Below are 18,296 nucleotides of genomic sequence, written 5' to 3' on the forward strand. Positions count from 1 at the left end.
AGTCCGCACGGGCGGCGACGGAGAACGCGCTGCTGACCGTGGTGACGCCCGCCGACCGCTGGGACGAGGTGCGGCCGGAGCTGCCGCGGTGCTGGTGGCTGCTCGGCGGCGGTGAGGGAACCGTGGTGGCGCAGGCGACCTGCGAGCTGCAGGGCGTCGCGGAAGCGGTCGCGCGGCTCACGGGGGCGGGCGCGGTACGGGTCGTGGAGACGCCGATGCGCAAGCTGGTCGTGGGGGGGGGGGGGCGGGCGGGGGGGGGGGGGGGGGGGGGCGCCCCCCCCGCGGGCCCCCCCCCCCCCCCCCCCCCCCCACGACGGTCAGCCGCCGAGCAGTTCCTTGCGGCGCAGGTCCGCCTGCTGCCACGCCTGCGGGTTCAGCGCGCTCGGCGGCATCTCGCCATTCAGCGCCCCGAGCAGCTTCGTGGCCGCGGAGAACGCCAGCGCCGTCTTCGTCTGCACGGTGAAGTCCGCGACGTGCGCGCTGAGCACCACGTTGTCCATCGTCAGAAGCGGGCTCGCCGGGTCGAGCGGCTCGTCCTCGTACACGTCCAGCGCGGCGCCGGCGAGATGACCGCTGCGCAGCGCCCGCACCAGGGCGTCGGTGTCCACCACGCGGCCGCGCGAGGTGTTCACGAAGTACGCGCCCCGCTTCATCGCGGCGAAGTTCTCGTCACCGAACATGTGCTCGGTCTCGTCGTTGAGCTCGGGGTGGCAGGTGACGAAGTCGCACTGCGCCAGCATTTCCTTGAGGTCGTCGACCTTGGTCGCGCCGTGCTCCGCCATGACCTCCGCGCTGACGTACGGGTCGTAGCCGAGCACCTTCATGCCGAAGCCGCGCGACGCGCGGTGCGCCATGTTGCTGCCCACGTTGCCGATTCCGATGATGCCGAGCGTGCTGTCCACCAGCTCCACCCGGTGCGTGGTGAGCCTGCGTTCCCAGGCGCCTTCGATGCCGTGCCGCGCCACGGCCGTGAGGTCGCGGCTCACCGAGATCATCAGGCCCAGGGCGTGCTCGGACACCGGGCGGCCGCCGAGGCCGGGGTTGTTCGCGACCACGACACCGGCCTCGGTCGCGGCGGGGATGTCGATGTTGTCCGTACCGCGACCGCTGGACAGCACGGCGACGAGTTTCGGTGCCGCGGCGAGGACTTCCGCGGTGATCTGCGCCGGGTACTTGGCGATCAGGCCGTGTGCGGAGGCCAGCGCCCCGGTCAGTGCCGCGGAATCGTCCGGGTCGACCCGCACGACTTCGGCGTGCTGGGCGATGTGGTCTTCCGCGGCGGGGTCGTAGAGCGAGCCGAGAAGGACGACGGTAGGTCGCATGTGCGGTGGCCTCCGGGAGAAAGTTCTTGTGGTGCAACGCCGTTCAGGGTTGCGAAGCTCGGCCGTGCGCACAAGAGGGTGCAAAGGTGTTGTCCTGGCCCGGTTTCTGTCATGGTTGCGCGTAGTCCACTGCGGTGAGGAAGGTTTTCGATGGCCACCAAGTCCATGAACGAGACTCTGACTCGAGTCGGCAGGGGAACGCCGATGGGCGAGCTGCTGCGCGAGTACTGGATGCCGGTGATGCGGTCCGAGCGCGTCGTCGCGGGTGGTGAGCCCGTCGCCGTCGAGCTGCTCGGCGACCGGTACGTGATCTTCCGCGGCGACGACGGCACGGTTGCCTGCTTCGACGAGGCGTGCCCGCACCGCGGCGCGTCGCTCGCCTTGGCGCGCAACGAGGACTGCGCGCTGCGCTGCATCTACCACGGCTGGAAGTTCACCACGGACGGCCGCACCGTCGAGACGCCCTCCGAGCCGGAGGACGGCGGCCGGTTCGCGTCGAAGGTGAAGCTCAACCACCACCCCGTCGTGGACGCGGGCGGCGTGATCTGGGTCTGGGTGGGAGGGACCGGTCGTGAGCCGAACCCGTTCCCGCGCTTCGCCTTCACCGACCTGCCGTCCTCCCACGTGTTCGGCATCGTGGCGATCCTCGAGTGCAACTGGATGCAGGGGCTCGAAGCGGACATCGACTCAGCGCACGTGTCGCTGCTGCACGAGACCGAGGCCGCGAAGGGTCCGCTGAAGGACCTGCTCGACGACCGCGCACCGCGCGACGAGATCGACAGGACCTCGTGGGGCATCCGGTACGCCGCCATCCGCCAACTGTCTACAGGGGACAGTCTGGTGCGGGTGAAGCCGATGGTCATGCCCTGGTACACCATCGTGCCGGAGCTGCCCAACGGCGACCGCCTCTGGCACGCGTGGGTGCCGATCAACGACCATCGCACCATCTTCTGGTACCTCTGGTACAACGAGGACCAGCCGGTCGACCCCGGCTACTTCGCCGACCAGTTCGGCCTCGACCTCGAGAACATGAACAAGGACAACTTCCGCGAGGGCTACTCGCGGGACAACATGTGGGGTCAGGACCGCGCGGCGATGCGCGCCGGCACCAGTTTCTCCGGTATCACCGGCCTCGCCGCACAGGACATCGCGGTGCAGGAGAGCATGGGCGCGATCGTGGACCGCTCCATCGAGAACCCCGGCAAGAGCGACACCGGTATCGTCCGGGCACGCCACTTCCTGCTCGACGCGATCAAGGACAAGGCGGAGGGCCGCGTGCCGGCCGGGCTCGGTGCGGACATCGACTACCGCAAGATCGCGTCGGCGAACGTCGTGGTGAGCCAAGGGGACGACTGGCGCCACCTGGTGGTGTAGCGCCTGCGCAGTGAGGGGAGAACTGAGATCGTGCTTTCTGCCGTGGTGGGCCTCAACTGGGGCGACGAGGGCAAGGGCAAGATGGTCGACGCGATCACCGGTGACGTCGACTACGTCGTGAGGTACCACGGCGGCGGCAACGCGGGGCACACCGTCGTCGTCGACGAGGGCAAGTTCAGCCTGCACAACCTGCCCAGCAGCGTGTTCCGGCCCGGTGTGGTGAGCGTGCTCGGGCCGGGCATGGTGGTCGACGTGGAGAACTTCGTCGCCGAGGTGGAGTTCGTCGCCGCGAACGGGGCCGACCCGGCGCGGATCCTGGTCGCCGACACCGCGTCGGTGTGCTTCCCGTTCCACCGCGACCTGGACGCGGCCGAGGAGATCAGGCTGGGCAAGGCCGGCTACGGCTCGACGCGGATGGGCATCTCGCCCGGCTACGGCGACCGCGTGATGAAGAAGACCCTGCTGGTGCGGGAGCTCTTCGACACCGAGCACCTCGACGCGCGGCTCGCGTCCGTGCTCGACTGGGCCAACGCGAGGCTGACGACGATCTACGGTGCCACCGAGATCAGGTTCGACGACGTGCGGGAGTGGGTGGACAAGCTCACCGACCGGCTGCGCCCGCACGTGGTGGACGTGACGTCGTTGCTGCGCGAGGCGTTCGACGAGGGCAAGCACGTCCTCGCCGAGGGTCAGCTCGGCGCGTTGAAGGACATCTACTTCGGCATCTACCCGTTCACCACCTCGTCCACCTGTCTCGCGGCGCACGCGCCGGTCGGCATGGGCGTGCCGTGGGCGAAGCTGGACCGGGTGATCGGCGTGTCCAAGGCGTTCTCCAGCTGCGTGGGCGCGGGGCCGTTCGTCAGCGAGTTCGACGAGGAGACCGCGGACCACCTGCGGGAGAAGTGGGGCGAGTACGGCGCGACGACGAACCGCCCGCGCCGGCTCGGCGCGTTCGACGGCGTGGCCACCGCGTACGGCGTGCTGATGCAGGGCGCGGACGAGGTGGCGCTGACGAACCTGGACCAGCTCACCGGCATCGGCGACCTGAAGATCTGCGTCGCCTACGAGTGCGACGGCGTGCGCACGTCGTCGTTCAGCTCCGACCCCAACGTGCTGGAGCGCTCGACGCCGGTCTACGAGACCTTGCCGGGCTGGAACGACGACATCACCGGGGTGCGCTCGTACGACGAGCTGCCCGCCGCCGCACGCGCCTATGTGGAACGGATCGAGCAGCTGCTGGGCGCGCCGGTGCGGTACGTGTCCGTCGGCGCGCACCGCGACGCACTCATCGACAGGGGAAAGGATCTGTGATGCTCGCCGTTCTGGGCGTCAGCGACAAGAGGAACATCGACGTGCTGGCCGGGGGCCTGCTCGACCTCGGCTGGGACGTCGTGGCCACCGAGGGCACGCACCGGCTGTGCGCCGACGCGGGACTGAAGGTCGGCAGGGTGGCGGACCTGGCCGGAGTGCCGACGCTGCTCGGCGGCCGGGTGAAGACGCTCACGGTGTCGGTGATGGCGGGGATCCTCGCCCGTGACACCGAATCCGACGTGGAGGAGCTGGCGCGCTACGACATCACCAGGGTGGATCTCGTGGCGTGCAACTACTACCGGCTGCCCGCCGGCCCGGTGCCGTTCGCGGACTTCCGGGAGAAGGTCGACATCGGCGGGCCGGCGATGCTGCGGGCGGCAGCGAAGAACTGCGCGCACGTGGTCCCGCTGTCCGACCCGGACGACTACGCGGGCGTGCTGGAGCAGCTCGCCGCGGGCGGCGGCACCGCCGAGTCGGTGCCGATGCCGACGCGCTTGGCGTTGGCGGCCAAGGCGTTCCGCATCAGCGCCGACTACGAGGAGGCGGTCGCGGAGCTGTACGCGGCGGCCTCGGCCTAGTAGCGTGTCGCAGCTATCTGCCGCGCTTCGATCATGCAGATCGCGCTCTCACGGCTGCCAACTGCACGGTTGGCAGCAGTCGGGGTGGTCAGCAGACGTTTGCGTCAGCGTTTCTCTACCGCCATCTCGGCAGCGACGTGCATGAGCGCGGCCATCCGGGCTTTCGGTGACGAGCACCAGACCGCCCAGCCCCCAGCCCGGCTCAACGGAGCACAACCAAGCCGCGACGCTCTACTGGAGCCGCGGCCACCGGCTCTGCCCCGTGTCGTGGCGCCCGGTACGACACACCGGCCGCCGCGTTCTGCTGATCAGGGCGCGGCGGGCTCACGGCTACCGGCCCCCGCGCCCACAGCTGGGGCGCGGGGGCCGCGCTGTGCCGCGCGCCGCTGCGGCTGTGTCAGCGCGGTTCGGCCGCGACGGCGGGGCGAGGTGTCATCCTGCCCGGCATCGCGCGAACCGTCCCGGCCGTCACGACGACGGTGATCGCCGGTATGTCGCCGATGCGCATCGCGTCCGCCGCGGTGGCGGCCTGGGAGCCCGCGGGCGCCGCGAGTACCAGCAGGTCCGCTGGCGCGCCGGGACGCACCCGTCCTTCCGGCAGCCGCCACACGTCGGCCACCGTGCCGGTCGCGAGCGACCACGCCACCTGCGGCTCCAGGCCGCCGAGCGCGGTCAGCTCCAGCACCGTCTTCAGCACCGCCAGCGGCATCACACCGAACCCGGACGGCGTGTCCGAGCCGACCACCACGCGGCGCAGCTCGTCGCGGGACGCCGCGTGCTCCACGATGCGCAGCGCCGCCTTGAGGTTGCCGGCCTGCACCACCTGCAACGCCATGTCCGTCTCGGCGAACAGCGCCTCGACCTCCGCGAACGGCAGCGCGGTCGGCCCGCCGTTCGCGTGCCCGCACACGTCCGGCCGCAACGCGAGCAACGCCTTGCCTCCCAGCGAGGCTCCGCCCGCGGCGCTCGCACCACCCGCGTGGCACATCACGGTCAGCCCGGCCTCCCGCGCCCACCGCACGTGATCGACGCCGTCCGTCGGGTCGGTGAACGCGCCGAATCCGTACTTCGCGAGCCGTACCCCGGTGGCGGCGAGCTCCTGGAAGTCCTCTTTGGACAGTGTGGGCTCGATCAGCACGGCGCCCGCCCGCACCCGCATGCCGCCGGGCCGGTACTCGCTGAAGCACCGCTGGGCCGCGATCGCGAGCGCCTTCACCCCGGCCGCGTCGCGTGGTCGTCCCGGCACGTGCACCTCGCCCGCCGACACGGTGGTCGTGATGCCGCCCTGAACGTATCCGGCGAGGTAGTCGACCGCGCGCTGCCGCGGGCTGTAGTCACCGAACGTCACGTGCCCGTGCGAGTCGATGAGGCCCGGCGCGATGGTGCCGCCGCGCAGGTCGATCACCTCCCCGGCGGCGTCGAGCTCGTGCGCCAGCTCGCTCGCCCTTCCCGTGGCGTGGATCAGGCCGTCCCGGCAGACCACGGTGTCCGCGTCGAGCAGCGGTGCCGTGAGATCGCCGGAGAAAACGGTTGCCGCGCCGGTCAGCACGAGCGTGCCCATGCGTCCTCCACATCGGATTTCCCGCTGGTTCCAAGGGAAAACTCCCTCGCACAGGTTTGATAGCATCCAGCGGGTGAGTGCGACAGAGTCCGCCAAGGTCTTGATCTTCGACGCCGACGACACCCTGTGGGAGAACAACGTTCTCTTCGAGCGGGTGATCGACGACTTCCTCGACTGGATCGACCATCCGACGCTGGGCCGCGAGCAGACCCGCAAGGTGCTCGACGACATCGAGGCCGCGAACGCGGTCACGCACGGTTACGGCGCGAAGATGTTGCTGCGCAGCCTCCACGACTGCTTCGAGAAGCTGAACGAGCGGCCGGCCACCGAGCAGGAGCGCGCGAAGATCGACGATCTCGCAGGCAAGCTCGTCCGCCACGAGGTCGAGCTGATCGCGGGCGTCACGGACACGCTCGACGCGTTGCGCGGCCGGTACCGGATGTTGTTGCTCACCAAGGGAGACCTGGAGGAGCAGCAGCGCAAGCTAGACGCCTCCGGTCTCGCGCCGCACTTCGACAGCATCCACATCGTGCCGGAGAAGAACACCGACACCTACCTGGCGCTGATCGCCGAGCAGGGCATCGAGCCCGACACGGCGTGGATGATCGGCAACTCGATGAAGTCCGACGTCGGCCCGGCTCGGGCAGCGGGCATGAACGCGGTCTACATCCCGAACGAGCACACGTGGGTGCTGGAGTTCGACGACTCGGTGAACCGCGAGGACGAGCGGGTGCTGTTCGTCGAGGCGTTCCCGGACCTGCTCAAGCACTTCTGACGCAACGAGAAGCCCGTTCGCCCGGCATCGGGCGAACGGGCTTCCCTTCCGTTCTCAGGCGGCTGCGGCTGGTTCCTTCTCCGGCACGAACAGCCGGTAGCCGATGATGACCATCGCCAGGCAGAACAGCGCGCCCGCGCCCGCGTGCGCCGCCGCGAGGTGCAGGTCGTCCCTGTCCAGCACCGGGCCCACCAGCGCCGCGCCGAGTGAGCTGCCCGCCGCGAAGAGCGTGACCAGCCACGCGAACGCCTCGGTGACCGTGCCGCGCGGCGCGAGGTCGCCGATCAGCCCGAACAGCGACGCGAGCATCGGCGCCAGGAAGAACCCGGTGAGCAGCATCAGCCCTGCCATCGGCAGCGGCGACGGCACGGTCGCGAGCATCCCGTACCCGACCAGCAGCCCGGCCGCGAAGAACACGATCCTGGTCCTCGGCTGGATCCGCCACGGGATCATGCCGTAGATCAGCACACCGACCAGTGACGCGAAGGCGTTCAACGTGAGCAGCGTCGGCGCCCCGCCGAACACCTCGAAGCGCTCGGCGTAGCTCACCACCAGCACGTTCAGCGTGCCGATCGCGACACCCGTGCCGACAGGGGCGAGCAGCAGGATCAGCAGGCCGCGGTGGCGCAGCGGGCCGAGCCAGTGCCGGCGTTCCACCTGCTCCGGCGTCCACCGCCTGGCCGGTGGCGCGGTGGCGAACGTCGCCACGCCCACCAGCGTGAGCAGCGCCTGTGCCCACAACGCGCTCACCGGCGCGAACACCACGAGACACAGCGACACCACGAGCGGACCGAAGACGAACACCAGCTCCTGGGCCGCCGAGTCGACCGCGTAGGCCTTCTCCAGCTCGTCGTCGGCGACGATGCCCGGCCACAGCACGCGAAGGCACGGTTCCAGCGGAGGCGTCAGCGCGCCCGCGAGGATGGCGCCGGCCAGCACCAGCGTGTGGTTGGCGGGAGCGAGCGCGATCGTGATGAATCCGGCGGCCGCGAGCAGGCCGGTCGGCACGAGCACCCGCACCTGACCGACCCGGTCGACGATCCGGCCGATGATCGGGGAGCCGATGGCGGACGAGATGGCGAAGCTGCCCGCGACCAGTCCGATGAACACGTAGTCGGCCCCCGCGTCGCGCAGCGCCAACGGGATCGCGACGGCGGCCATCGCCATCGCGAGCCTGCCGACCCAGCTGCCGAACAGCACGCGGAACACGTGCTGCCTGCGCAGGATGGACCAGTACGTCACCAGAGCCTCCCCAAGTCCTGACGGCGCGTCAAAGTCGTGACTCCGAAGCGTAGCCGACCGCCTCCGGGAAGCGACCGGCCAGCTCGGCCACCCTCTTGCCGATCTCGGCGATCTGGTCGCCCGCGACACCGGTGAACGGGGTCCGGTCGGCGAGCAGCTCGGTGAGCTGCGCGGTGTCCAGCGGGAACCGCTCGTCGGCGCCGAGCGTGGCCAGCAGCGTGTTCTCCCGCCGCCCGTCGCGCAGGGCCGCCGCGGCCTTCAGGGCGTGTTCCTTGATCAGCTCGTGTGCGGTCTCCCTGCCCTGGCCCGCGCGCACCGCCGCGACCAGCAGCTTCGTCGTGGCCAGGAACGGCAGATACCGCTCCAGTTCCGCCTCGATCACCTTCGGCGAGACGAAGAAGCTCTCCAGCACCGACAGCGTGGTCTGCAGCAGCCCGTCGAGCGCGTAGAACGCGTCGGGCAGCGCGACCCTGCGCACCACCGAGCACGACACGTCGCCCTCGTTCCACTGGTCGCCGGCGAGCTCACCGGCCATGGAGGCGTAGCCGCGCAGCACGACCATCAGGCCGTTGATCCGCTCGCAGTTGCGCGGGTTCATCTTGTGCGGCATCGCGGACGAGCCGACCTGGCCCTCCGCGAAGCCCTCCGACGCGAGCTCGTGGCCTGCCATCAGCCGGATCGTCCTCGCCAGTGCCGCGGGACCGGCCGCGATCTGCACCAGCGCGGTGATCACGTCGTAGTCCAGCGAACGCGGATAGACCTGGCCGACGCTCGTGAACCGGCGTTCGAAGCCGAGGAACCCGGCGATCCTCGCCTCCAGCGCGGCGACCTTCTCCCGGTCGCCGCCGAGCAGGTCGAGCATGTCCTGCACGGTGCCGACGGGGCCCTTGATGCCGCGCAACGGGTACCGGCGAAGCAGGTCCTCCAGCCGCTCCACCGCGATCAGGAGCTCCTCGGCGACCGTGGCGAAGCGCTTGCCCAGCGGCATGACCTGGGCCGGCACGTTGTGCGTGCGCGAGGCGATCATGGTGCCCGCGTGCTCGGACGCGAGCTCGGCGAGCCGGGCGAGCACGGTGACGCAGCGCAGCCGGATCAGCTCCAGGCTCTCGCGCACCAGCATCTGCTCGACGTTCTCGGTGAGGTCGCGCGAGGTCATGCCCTTGTGCGCGTGCTCGTGGCCGGCGAGCGCGTTGAACTCCTCCAGCCGCGCCTTCACGTCGTGCAGCGTCACCTGCTCCCGGCGGGTGATCGACGCGAAGTCGACCTGGTCGACCACCGCCTGGTAGTCGGCGATCGCCTCGTCGGGGATGTCGGCGCCCAGCTCGCGCTGTGCGGTCATCACCGCGATCCACAGCCTGCGCTCGGCGATCACCTTGTTGCGCGGCGACCACAGGGCCACCAGCGCCGGTGAGGCGTAACGGGTGGCGAGCACATCGGGCACGGTTTCGTCGTAGACGGTCATATCTTCCTCGGTCACGGGACGAAGCTGGTGGTGATGCCGGTGTTGCAGGCGTTGGTGAACCAGAAGTCGCGCACGAGCCCGCGTTCCTTCAGGTTCTCGGCCCAGCGGGTGGCGGCGGCCGGGTCGCGGGTGAACGCGAAGCACGCGGGGCCGGTGACGCTGAGCGCGATGGCGTCCACCGACTTCTCGGTGCCGCCCTCGTCGAGCAGGTCGATCATCTCCTGACCCTGGAAGCGGATCTGTTCGCGCTTGAAGTGGCTGCGGAAGGTGATCTCGTTGACCGCGTCGCAGAAGCCGTCGTAGTCGTGCTCGGCGATCGCGGGCGCGAGACCCATGAACACGAGCTGCGCGGTGCGGGCGGCCTCGGCAGGCGGGATCGGCGTGACCGACTGGAACCACGCGAGCTCCTCGGTGCCGCCGAGGTGCCTGCCGTTGGTCAGCAGGATCAGGATCGGCCACTCCGGGAACGGCAGCCGCACCACGGGTTTCGGCGGCGGCACGGACTGCGCGAACCGGCTGGGACGCAGGAACTGCTCGGGTGCGCTGTAGAACTCCGGCGGGTTGCGGTGGCCTCCGTCGACGAGGAACCCGCCGCCCGCGGCGAGCCCGGTGCTGGCTCCGGACGTGCGGCCCCTGCCGAGCAGGCCGGACAGCTCCCGCAGGTCTGTCGTGCGGCCGCACAGCACGCTGTACGCGTGGCCGATCGCGAGCAGCGACGACGTCTTCGACCCGAACCCGCTGTGCTGAGGCAGCGGCCTCGTCACCTCGACGTGCGCGCCGGGGCCCTGCCACAGCTCGCGCAGCTTCGTCAGCCCCTTCACGAGGTCGCGGGTGGTCTCCTCCTCGGTGCCGGCCACCTCGATCTCGCCTGCGGGCGTGACCCTGGCCGTGATGCCCGGTTTGCGCACGGCCAGCGCGGCGATTCCGTTGCGGCGCAGCGACTCGCCGTCCAGGTTGATCAACGTGAAGCTCAGCCTGGCGGGAGCGGTGACCTCGACGGCCCAGCCGTCGGGTCCGAACTGCGTGTCGGTGCTCATTTGCCTCGAGTTCCTCCGTCTACAGGCCTGTGCGGTCGCCGAGGTCGGATCCGCACGTCCTCTTGAAGTCTTCGATCGCGGTCGTCAGGCCGGTGAGCGCGGCGCCGTTCCACACCGCGGCCAGCTCCGCGTACACCGCCGCCGCGGCGGCGACGAGCTCCGGGTCCAGGTTCGGCTGCACCGGCCAGTCCTCACGCGGCACGCGGCGGGCGACCAGGTCCTGCACCACTTCCCGCAGGCCGGGATGCAGGTAGCGCAGCAGTTCCTTGCATACCGGCACACCCCGGAAGTAGAAGCGGTTCTCGTCGGGCGTGCCGGCGTGGTCGATGAGAATCGGCTGCCGGTCGCCGTCGTACCCGAACTCCGCCTTGCCGTCCACGAGCGTCAGCCCGACGTCCTGGCAGTGCTCGTCGAGCACCTCGGCGACGCGTTCGGCGAGTCCGGCGAGCTCCGCCAGATCGCTGTCGCTCACCGCGCCGACACGGGCCGCCTCCGCTCGGCTGACGAACCTGTCCGTCTCCTCGTACTTGGTGGTGAACTCCACCATCGGCGTTGCCAGCCAAGGAGCTTCCCGGTACGGCGGCACCGTGCTCGCGTCCAGCGTGCCCTGCCGGGCCCTGCGGTGCACCGACGACTCACGGGGCAGCGCGAGCCGGTAGATCACCTGCAACGGCACGGTGCGGCCAGGACCCGTGGGTCCCTTGGAGCCGTCGGTGTCGATGTCGAGCAGCTGGATGCGGATCGCGTCGTCGGCGACCTGTTCCAGGAAGTGCGTGCGGACACCCGCTTTCTCGAACAACGCGAACGAGCGCACCGCCATCGCGCACGAAGCCGCGCCCTTGCCGGGAATCCGGTCGGCGAGCACGCCGTAGTCGAACACCGAGTAGCGGTCGCTGAACCGCATGATTCCTTCGCCGGGCTTGCCGTGCGCTGGAGGACGGACGACCGTCAAGTCCTTTGTGGACCATTGTTTCACGAATGCCCCCTCGGTGCGTGAACGGATCGGAAGCTAGCACGAGGTTTCTGAACCGACCAGCATCGCGGGAGGGGTGGAAAGCGCTCGCCGATTTGCCTAGGTTTGGGAACCTGTACTGGCGGCGGAAACTGGGGAATGGTTGATGTTCGAGTCTCACCGGCGACCGGTGCTGATCGGCACGGTCGCACTGGACTTCCTGCACGAGGGGCCGCTGGGCAAAGGGCTGCCGCCCGCGACGTTGCGCTGGGGTGGCGTGCTGAACAACGTCGCGTGCGCACTCGGCGCTCGCGGTCGCGACCCGTTGCTCATCACCGCCGACTACACCGGTGAGCTGCGTGGCGCCGTGGCGGCGCACTTGGCTGACAACAACGTCACGTGGGCGCCGGCCGCCGTGCGGTCGCCGTTACCGGTGTTCCACGCCGAGCTGGTCGACGGATCGGTGGCGGACATGCACTTCCTCGGCCAGGAGGCGCTGGACTCGCTCACTCCCGAGGTGCTGGGAGAGCAGCTGGCCGCCGAGCTCACCAAGGCGAGCGTGGTGGTCGCGGCGACCGACGGTGAGATCGACACGCTGGCCTGGCTCGCCGAGGTCACGGGCGACGTGCCGTTCTGGCTGCTGTCGGCGGATCCGCGCGAGGTCGGCAAGCTGGTGCCGCGCGGCCGTCGTGCGGACCTGGTGGCGCTCAACCTGCGTGAGCTGTCCCTGTGGGCACAACGCGACCTGTCCGGCCGCTCGGCGATCGAGGAGGCGGCACGCGAGCTCGCCGGGCCGTCCGGGCACGTGGTCGTCACCCTCGGCGCGGACGGCGCACTCGTGGTCGGGCCGGACCTCCTGGTGCGGCACGAGCTCGACGAGGCACTCGGCGACGTCCTCACCGTGGGCGCGGGTGACGTGCACTTCGCCTGCCTGCTCGACAAGTGGCTGAGCGGCGCCGACTGGGAGTCCGCGGCGGCGGAGGCGGCGGCGCGCACCACGGCGTACCTGAACGCCTTGCAGGACAACGAACACCCGTACGCGAGCCTGCGCGGTGAGAGGGGACCCCTTCCGGCCCGCGGTCGTCTGATCTCCTAGACTCGGTCCGCATGGGGACTGCCGAGCGCACCGCCGCCACGCTGCTGGACGCCTACCGGCCGGCCGACGACACCGAGGCCGCCGACGTGGCGAAGCTCGTCGAACTGATCAAGACGGCCGACGACCCGTGGTCGCGTGCCCTGCCGTTGCACCTCACGTCCTCGGCGCTGGTCGTGCATCCCGCCTCCTGCCGGGTGCTGCTGCGCTGGCACGAGAAGATGGGCGGCTGGCTGCAGATCGGCGGGCACGGCGACCCCGGCGAGACCGACCCGTTCGACGTGGTGCTGCGCGAGGGCAGGGAGGAGACGAACCTCGCCGACCTGCGCCCGTGGCCCACCGCCGAACTGACGCACGTGGTCGTCGTGCCGGTGCCGGAGTCGCCGAAGGAGCCCGCGCACGACCACGCGGACCTGCGCTTCGTGCTCGCCACGGACACGCCGGAGCAGGCGCGGCCGGAGAAGCCGACCGCGCCGCTGAAGTGGCTCACCCTGCCGGAGGCCCTGGAGCTCGTCGCCGAGGACAACCTGCGTGAGACGTTGTCGCGGGTCGAGCGCCTGTTCTGAGCACCTTGCCACAGATCTTGTCCGCAGCCCGCTTGCCGGGCGCGTGGTGAGGTGGAGGAAGTTTCCCTTCCTCCACCTCGCCAGACGGCGAGTCGCGAACACGACTTCCGGCTACCTGCTCAGTGAACCGAGGTCCAGCGCCCCTGGTGCCGCACGAGCGGTGGAACCTCCCGCGCGGACCTGATCTCCACCGGCTCGCCGACGAGTGCCACGTGGTCTCCGACCGCGATGTGCCGCACGGCCCGGCACCTCATGCGAACCGGCGCGTCGAGCAGGTGCGGCACGCCTTCGTCGTCGGGTTTCCACTGCGTGTCCGGCCCGAACCGGTCCGCACCGCTGCGGGCGAACAGCTCGGCCAGGTCGCGCTGGCCGGTGCCGAGCAGGTGCACCGCGAAGAGCGGCGCCGCGCTCAGCGCGGGCCACGCGGACGCCTTCGCACCGATCCACGCCACGACCAGCGGTGGACGCATGCTCGCCGAGCCGAACGAACTCACCGTCAGGCCGACCGGCCCGTCCGCGCCCTCGGCCGTGATGATCGCGACGGCCTGCGGGTGGTGCCGCAGCGCGGACCGCAGCTCGTCGGCGATCACGACGCCACCAGAGCGTTCAGCGCGTCCGCGTCGATCAGGTCGACGAGCGCGGCCGTGAGCTCGTCGTCCTCGACGGCGAGCGCGGACTCGTTGAGGAAGATGCCGCGACCGGGCACCTGACCCCCGAGCTCGACGACCAGCGGCCGCAGGTGTACCTCCACCGCGAGCGCGTGCCGGTCCGACGCCGCGATCTGCAACGGCAGCACCGCCTTGCCGCGCAACCAGTTCGGCGGCGCCTGGTCGAGCACCGCCTTCAGCAGCCCGGTGTAGGTCGCCTTGTACGTAGGGGTCGCCACAATGAGCACGTCCGACCGTGCGAGCTCCTCGAGCACGGCGCGCGTCTTCGCCGAGTCGAACACCTGGTGCGCGAACTCCGCCGCGTCGACGGTCGGTCCGGTGACGGGATCCTTGAGCACCTGCCGCGCCGCCTCGCGCAACGCGAGCGCGGCCCGCAGCGTTCGGGAGGCGGGACGCGGATTTCCTACCAGTACACCGATCGCAGTCATGCTCTCACCTTCCGGCAGCCTGCCGCCTCCGTCGAACTCCGGTCCTCAGTGGACGGTCGCAGGGCAGTGGATCGAGTGCCGCGGAACTGGTCTATCGCATACGATGTGCACAATCCTCGGTGTACCCAGGCCATTTGTTCATTTCGCTGAAACCAACGGGGTGCCCCCGTTGACATAGTGTCTCGTCATCATTGACGAGATTGATCCTTTCATCGGAACGGCTGCCACCTCACTGCCTGCGGCGCAGGGGCTGGCGGCCACTTGGTGGTGGCCGAAAGCGCAGGTCGGCAACACTCACCCCGGCGCGACGTCCCCGCTCGGCATGGTGTCCGCCTGCGCCTACTCCGGTGCCTATCCGACCGGATACGGCCTCTACGCGAAGAACACCGAGGGGCAGCCGGACGAGCTGTTCGACCAGCTGCAGGCGTCCGGTTTCACCCATTTTCAACAGTCCGGTACCGGCGCGATACGCAAGTATTACAACTACGTGCGCGTGACCCCGATGGTGCAGCAGCTCGACGTCCTCGGCCACGCCTGGCCGCTGCACGACGAGACCGCTGAAGCCGGGTACTACGCCGCGACTCTCGACACGGGCATTCGATGTGAGGTCACTGTCGGCGCCAAGGTCGCCGTCCACCGGTACACCTTTCCCGAGCATCGCAGCGCACGGATCGTCATCGACCTGTCCTGCGGCGGGCTGGCCATCGACCTCGGCCGCACCGTGCCGCTGCGGGCGCACGTGGAGAGCCTCGGCAACGGCCGCGCCCAGGGAACGGTGGTCGTCGAAGGCGTGCCGCTGTCGGTGTACATCAAGGTCGACAGTCCGGGCTGGCGGCAGATGCTCTGGCACGACCGCCGGCTGATCGAGGGTGGCACGCGGCTCGACTTCGACCGCATCAGGCAGACCACGTTGCGCCCGTTCGGGATGCTCTACATGGGCCCCACCACCGCCGGGCAGAGCGTCGAGATCCAGATCGGGTTCTCCCTGCGCGGCTGTGAACAGGCCAGGGAGAACCTGTACCGCGAATGCGGTGAGGGAGCGCCGGCGTTCGACACCGTCCGGGCGCGCACCAAGGCCCGGTGGGGCGACCACGTGGGCCGGGTGGAGGTCGAGGGCGGGTCACCCGCCAGGCGGCAGGTGTTCGCGACGGCCCTGTACCACTCCCTGATCAAGCCGTGCTTCGCCGACGACGAGAGCCCGTTCTGGCCGTCGTCCGGGCCGTTCGTGTTCGACATCTGCACGATGTGGGACATCTACAAGACCCAGCTGCCGTTGCTCATGGCCATCTGCCCGGACCGGGCGGTCGATCTCCTGGAGTCGCTGATCCGGGTCTGTGAGGAGGAAGGCAACTTCCCCATCGGATACCGGATGGCTCGTGGCGCGGACAGGTTCTTCCGGCAGGCGAGCGCGCTGGTCCACACCGCGCTGGCCGACGTGCACGCCCTCGGCCTCGGCGACCTGGACTGGACCTGGGCGCTGGTGCACATGTACGACGACCTGCGCCGGATGTACGGCGAGGATTTCTACGAGCACGGCGTCGTGCACCCGATCTCGCACACGCTCGACCTCGCCTACGCCTGCCACTGCACCTCCGGCGTCGCCAGGAGCCTGAACGACGTCCAGCTCGCCGACGACCTCGACGCGCGAAGCCGCCTGTGGTCAGGCGCGTTCGACCCGGACACCGGCCTGCTGGTCGACTCGTCGTTCTACGAAGGCGGCAAATGGAACTACTCGTTCCGGCTGCTGCACGACATGGCCGCGAGAATCGCGATGGTCGGCGGCAACGAGGCTTTCGTCAGCATGCTCGACGCGTTTTTCGGCTACGGCGCCCCGCGCGTGGCGCAGCCCGGCAAGCGGCCCGGCTCGGCGGAGATGTCGGCCGGCTACCTGCTGAACCGGTTCGAGGGGCTGAACAACGAGCCGGACATGGAAGCGCCGTGGTCCTACCACTACGCGGCTCGGCCGGACCGCACGGCCGAGATCGTGCACGCGGCGCTGACCTGGCAGTTCGGCACCGGTCCCGGCGGCCTGCCGGGCAATGACGACTCGGGCGGGCTGAGTTCTTGGTACGTGTGGGCCTCGCTCGGTCTGTTCCCGGTCGCCGGGCAGAACCTGTTCCTCGTCAACGCGCCTGCCTTCAGCCGCGCCACCCTGCACCTCGGGGACCGCGACTTCGTCATCGAGACGCGTGGCCACCGCGAGACGTCCATCAGCTCCGACGGGCTGGAGGAAAACCCGCCGCCGCAGTACGTGCAGTCCGCCCAGCTGGACGGCAAACCACTGGAGGCGGCGCACCTGCGTGCTACCGACGTCCACGCCGGTGGCCGGCTGCTGCTCGAACTAGGCCCGCACCCCTCGGAGTGGGGACGCAAGATCCTGCCGCCATCAGTGTCCGACCCGCTCGGAAAGGGGGCTCGCACATGAACAGGCCAAGCCGTCGTCTCGTCATCGTGGTCCGGGCCGACCCAGTCATCTGCGGTCACTCCGGTGAAGCCCGCAACCTGGCCGAGGTCGCGCTCACCCGCGGCTTCGACGACGTCCGGTTGCTGACCTGGCCGATACCCGTGCTGCAGGCGGCAGGACTGCCGCTCAAGCCGCTGGACCGGATCATGCCCTACAGCGAGGGCATCACCGTGGAGCGGCCGGAGCCGGTCGGCGACTACCGGGTACCCGACGGCCGCTATCTGGCCGGTCTCACGGGACGCCTGGTCGAGCTGCTCGCCGAGCAGGTCCCGACCACGTGCGTGTCGATGTACCTGGCTCCTCACGACGCAGTGGTGCGCGACGCCGTCGACGCGGCCCGCGCGGCCGGCTACGCACCTGACGTCCACACCATCGCGAAGGCGGTCGGCTCGGACGTCACCAACGTGATCCGCTCGTGCCTGCGCGAGGGGCGGTTCGGGGCAGCCGTGGTCCTGTTCACCCGGTTCCTCGCCAACGACCAGGTGATCGCCGTGTCGGAGTACACCAGGCAGGAGATCATCGCCTGCGCGGAGGCTGTCGACGCGCACTGCGGCACCCGGTTCGCCCGCCAGTGCGTGCGCCGGCTGTCGGTCAGCTACCCGCCGATCGACACCTCGGCGTACCTCGACCTCGATCCGGCGCTCGTGGACGCCGCCCTGACGCGACGCGGCCTGGAACGCGACGGGTACGTGTTGTTCCTGTCCAGGGTGACCCGGGCCAAAGGCATCTACGACCTGGTGGACGCGTTCGCCCAGTGCCAGGCGCGGTCACGGCTGAAGCTCGTGATCGCCGGCAACGGCCCCGAACTGGAGCACCTCCAGGCGATCACGCGGCACAACGACCGGATCGTCTTCCTCACCGACGTGGAGGACGAGGAAAAGCCGCTGCTGATGAACGGCTGCGCCGTGTACGCGCTGCCGACCAAGCCCGAACCGGACTTCGTCGAGACCTTCGGCATCGCGCTGACCGAGAAGATGCTCGCTGGCGGCGGGCCGGTGATCACGACCACCACCGGAGGCGTCGGCGAAGCGGTGGGCGGGACGGCCATCATCGTCGAGGCCGGGAACGCGGACCAGATCGCCACTTCGATCGACCGGGTGGTGTTCGACATGTCAGCCGAGGAACGGCAACTCATGGCGGACCGAGCACGCGAGCACGCCCTGTCCTTCGACCGTGTCCGCGTGTTCGACGGCCTCTTCGCCACACCCAACCCGGCTGTCGCCCTGACGGGATGAACCCGTGATCGCCTGCACGCGGTGACTGTTCTCCTTCGTCGGTTGCCGGAACACCACTTGGCGCGGTTGCGCTGACCTCGGGCCGTACCGCGCGCATCGCGTCGCCAACGAGTCGGCCCTGGGACTCCGCGCCGTCGCTGTCGAGCCAGAGCGCGTTGGCCGCGTTCAGGCAGGCTCATGCGTGCAGCGACGAGCGGGGTCGGCAGTTCCTGCCAGCGCAGCTGCTGT

At 69.9% G+C, this 18,296-nt stretch carries 16 protein-coding genes; 8 read left to right on the top strand and 8 right to left on the bottom strand.

The window, feature by feature from the left end:
- Positions 1 to 317: 317 nt before the first annotated feature.
- The gene (locus tag JOD27_RS01110) at positions 318 to 1,322 is read right to left on the bottom strand and encodes a hydroxyacid dehydrogenase (protein ID WP_204760224.1); all 1,005 of its coding nucleotides are present in this window, start codon (positions 1,320 to 1,322) and stop codon (positions 318 to 320) included.
- Positions 1,323 to 1,472: 150 nt separating this feature from the next.
- Here JOD27_RS01110 and JOD27_RS01115 point away from each other — a divergent pair, with 150 nt between their 5' ends.
- The 3 genes from JOD27_RS01115 to JOD27_RS01125 are packed head-to-tail and all read left to right on the top strand — an operon-like array spanning position 1,473 to position 4,585.
- Positions 1,473 to 2,696 carry a Rieske 2Fe-2S domain-containing protein gene (locus JOD27_RS01115; RefSeq protein WP_204760225.1) on the top strand — a complete coding sequence of 408 codons (1,224 nt, stop codon included), beginning with the start codon at positions 1,473 to 1,475 and terminating at the stop codon, positions 2,694 to 2,696.
- Positions 2,697 to 2,726: 30 nt separating this feature from the next.
- Positions 2,727 to 4,007: an adenylosuccinate synthase gene (locus tag JOD27_RS01120; protein ID WP_204760226.1), complete on the top strand. Its 1,281-nt coding sequence runs from the start codon at positions 2,727 to 2,729 to the stop codon at positions 4,005 to 4,007.
- Positions 4,007 to 4,585: a hypothetical protein gene (locus JOD27_RS01125; protein WP_204760227.1), complete on the top strand. Its 579-nt coding sequence runs from the start codon at positions 4,007 to 4,009 to the stop codon at positions 4,583 to 4,585. The genes JOD27_RS01120 and JOD27_RS01125 overlap by 1 nt, the downstream gene beginning before the upstream one ends.
- Before the next feature lie 397 nt (positions 4,586 to 4,982).
- On the opposite strand, the gene JOD27_RS01130 is transcribed toward JOD27_RS01125, so the two are convergent.
- Positions 4,983 to 6,146, bottom strand: coding sequence for an amidohydrolase family protein (locus JOD27_RS01130; protein ID WP_204760228.1), 1,164 nt, complete (start codon positions 6,144 to 6,146; stop codon positions 4,983 to 4,985).
- A 73-nt stretch (positions 6,147 to 6,219) separates the two neighbouring features.
- Between JOD27_RS01130 and JOD27_RS01135 the strand changes: the two genes are divergently transcribed.
- Positions 6,220 to 6,921: an HAD family hydrolase gene (locus JOD27_RS01135; protein ID WP_307829804.1), complete on the top strand. Its 702-nt coding sequence runs from the start codon at positions 6,220 to 6,222 to the stop codon at positions 6,919 to 6,921.
- Between the two features lie 54 nt (positions 6,922 to 6,975).
- Here the strand turns inward: JOD27_RS01135 and JOD27_RS01140 are convergent, their stop codons facing one another.
- From JOD27_RS01140 to JOD27_RS01155, 4 genes are read right to left on the bottom strand one after another with little or no spacing between them, the layout of a single operon-like run.
- A complete protein-coding gene (locus tag JOD27_RS01140) occupies positions 6,976 to 8,163 on the bottom strand; it encodes an MFS transporter (RefSeq protein WP_204760230.1) in 1,188 nt (395 codons plus the stop codon).
- Between the two features lie 28 nt (positions 8,164 to 8,191).
- Positions 8,192 to 9,625, bottom strand: a complete 1,434-nt coding sequence (gene purB / locus JOD27_RS01145) for an adenylosuccinate lyase (RefSeq protein ID WP_204761105.1) — start codon at positions 9,623 to 9,625, stop codon at positions 8,192 to 8,194.
- Between the two features lie 11 nt (positions 9,626 to 9,636).
- Positions 9,637 to 10,662: a beta-ribofuranosylaminobenzene 5'-phosphate synthase family protein gene (locus JOD27_RS01150; protein WP_204760231.1), complete on the bottom strand. Its 1,026-nt coding sequence runs from the start codon at positions 10,660 to 10,662 to the stop codon at positions 9,637 to 9,639.
- A gap of 19 nt (positions 10,663 to 10,681) precedes the next feature.
- Entirely contained in the window at positions 10,682 to 11,638 is a 957-nt protein-coding gene (locus JOD27_RS01155) for a phosphoribosylaminoimidazolesuccinocarboxamide synthase (protein ID WP_372441656.1), read from the bottom strand.
- Between the two features lie 142 nt (positions 11,639 to 11,780).
- Between JOD27_RS01155 and JOD27_RS01160 the strand changes: the two genes are divergently transcribed.
- Both JOD27_RS01160 and JOD27_RS01165 read left to right on the top strand, forming a co-directional pair.
- Positions 11,781 to 12,710, top strand: a complete 930-nt coding sequence (locus tag JOD27_RS01160) for a PfkB family carbohydrate kinase (RefSeq protein WP_204760233.1) — start codon at positions 11,781 to 11,783, stop codon at positions 12,708 to 12,710.
- 11 nt (positions 12,711 to 12,721) lie between these two features.
- A complete protein-coding gene (locus JOD27_RS01165; RefSeq protein WP_239566273.1) occupies positions 12,722 to 13,273 on the top strand; it encodes an NUDIX hydrolase in 552 nt (183 codons plus the stop codon).
- Between the two features lie 119 nt (positions 13,274 to 13,392).
- Here JOD27_RS01165 and JOD27_RS01170 read toward each other — a convergent pair whose 3' ends face one another.
- A complete protein-coding gene (locus JOD27_RS01170; RefSeq protein WP_204760234.1) occupies positions 13,393 to 13,863 on the bottom strand; it encodes a flavin reductase family protein in 471 nt (156 codons plus the stop codon).
- The gene (locus tag JOD27_RS01175) at positions 13,860 to 14,369 is read right to left on the bottom strand and encodes an NADPH-dependent FMN reductase (RefSeq protein WP_204760235.1); all 510 of its coding nucleotides are present in this window, start codon (positions 14,367 to 14,369) and stop codon (positions 13,860 to 13,862) included. The genes JOD27_RS01170 and JOD27_RS01175 overlap by 4 nt, the downstream gene beginning before the upstream one ends.
- Before the next feature lie 211 nt (positions 14,370 to 14,580).
- Here JOD27_RS01175 and JOD27_RS01180 point away from each other — a divergent pair, with 211 nt between their 5' ends.
- Complete coding sequence (locus tag JOD27_RS01180; protein ID WP_307829929.1) at positions 14,581 to 16,794, top strand: glycoside hydrolase domain-containing protein; 2,214 nt, start codon at positions 14,581 to 14,583, stop codon at positions 16,792 to 16,794.
- Positions 16,791 to 18,068, top strand: coding sequence for a glycosyltransferase (locus JOD27_RS01185; RefSeq protein ID WP_204760237.1), 1,278 nt, complete (start codon positions 16,791 to 16,793; stop codon positions 18,066 to 18,068). The genes JOD27_RS01180 and JOD27_RS01185 overlap by 4 nt, the downstream gene beginning before the upstream one ends.
- Positions 18,069 to 18,296: the final 228 nt, after the last annotated feature.

The organism is Lentzea nigeriaca (genome assembly GCF_016907955.1).
GTDB lineage: Bacteria > Actinomycetota > Actinomycetes > Mycobacteriales > Pseudonocardiaceae > Lentzea > Lentzea nigeriaca.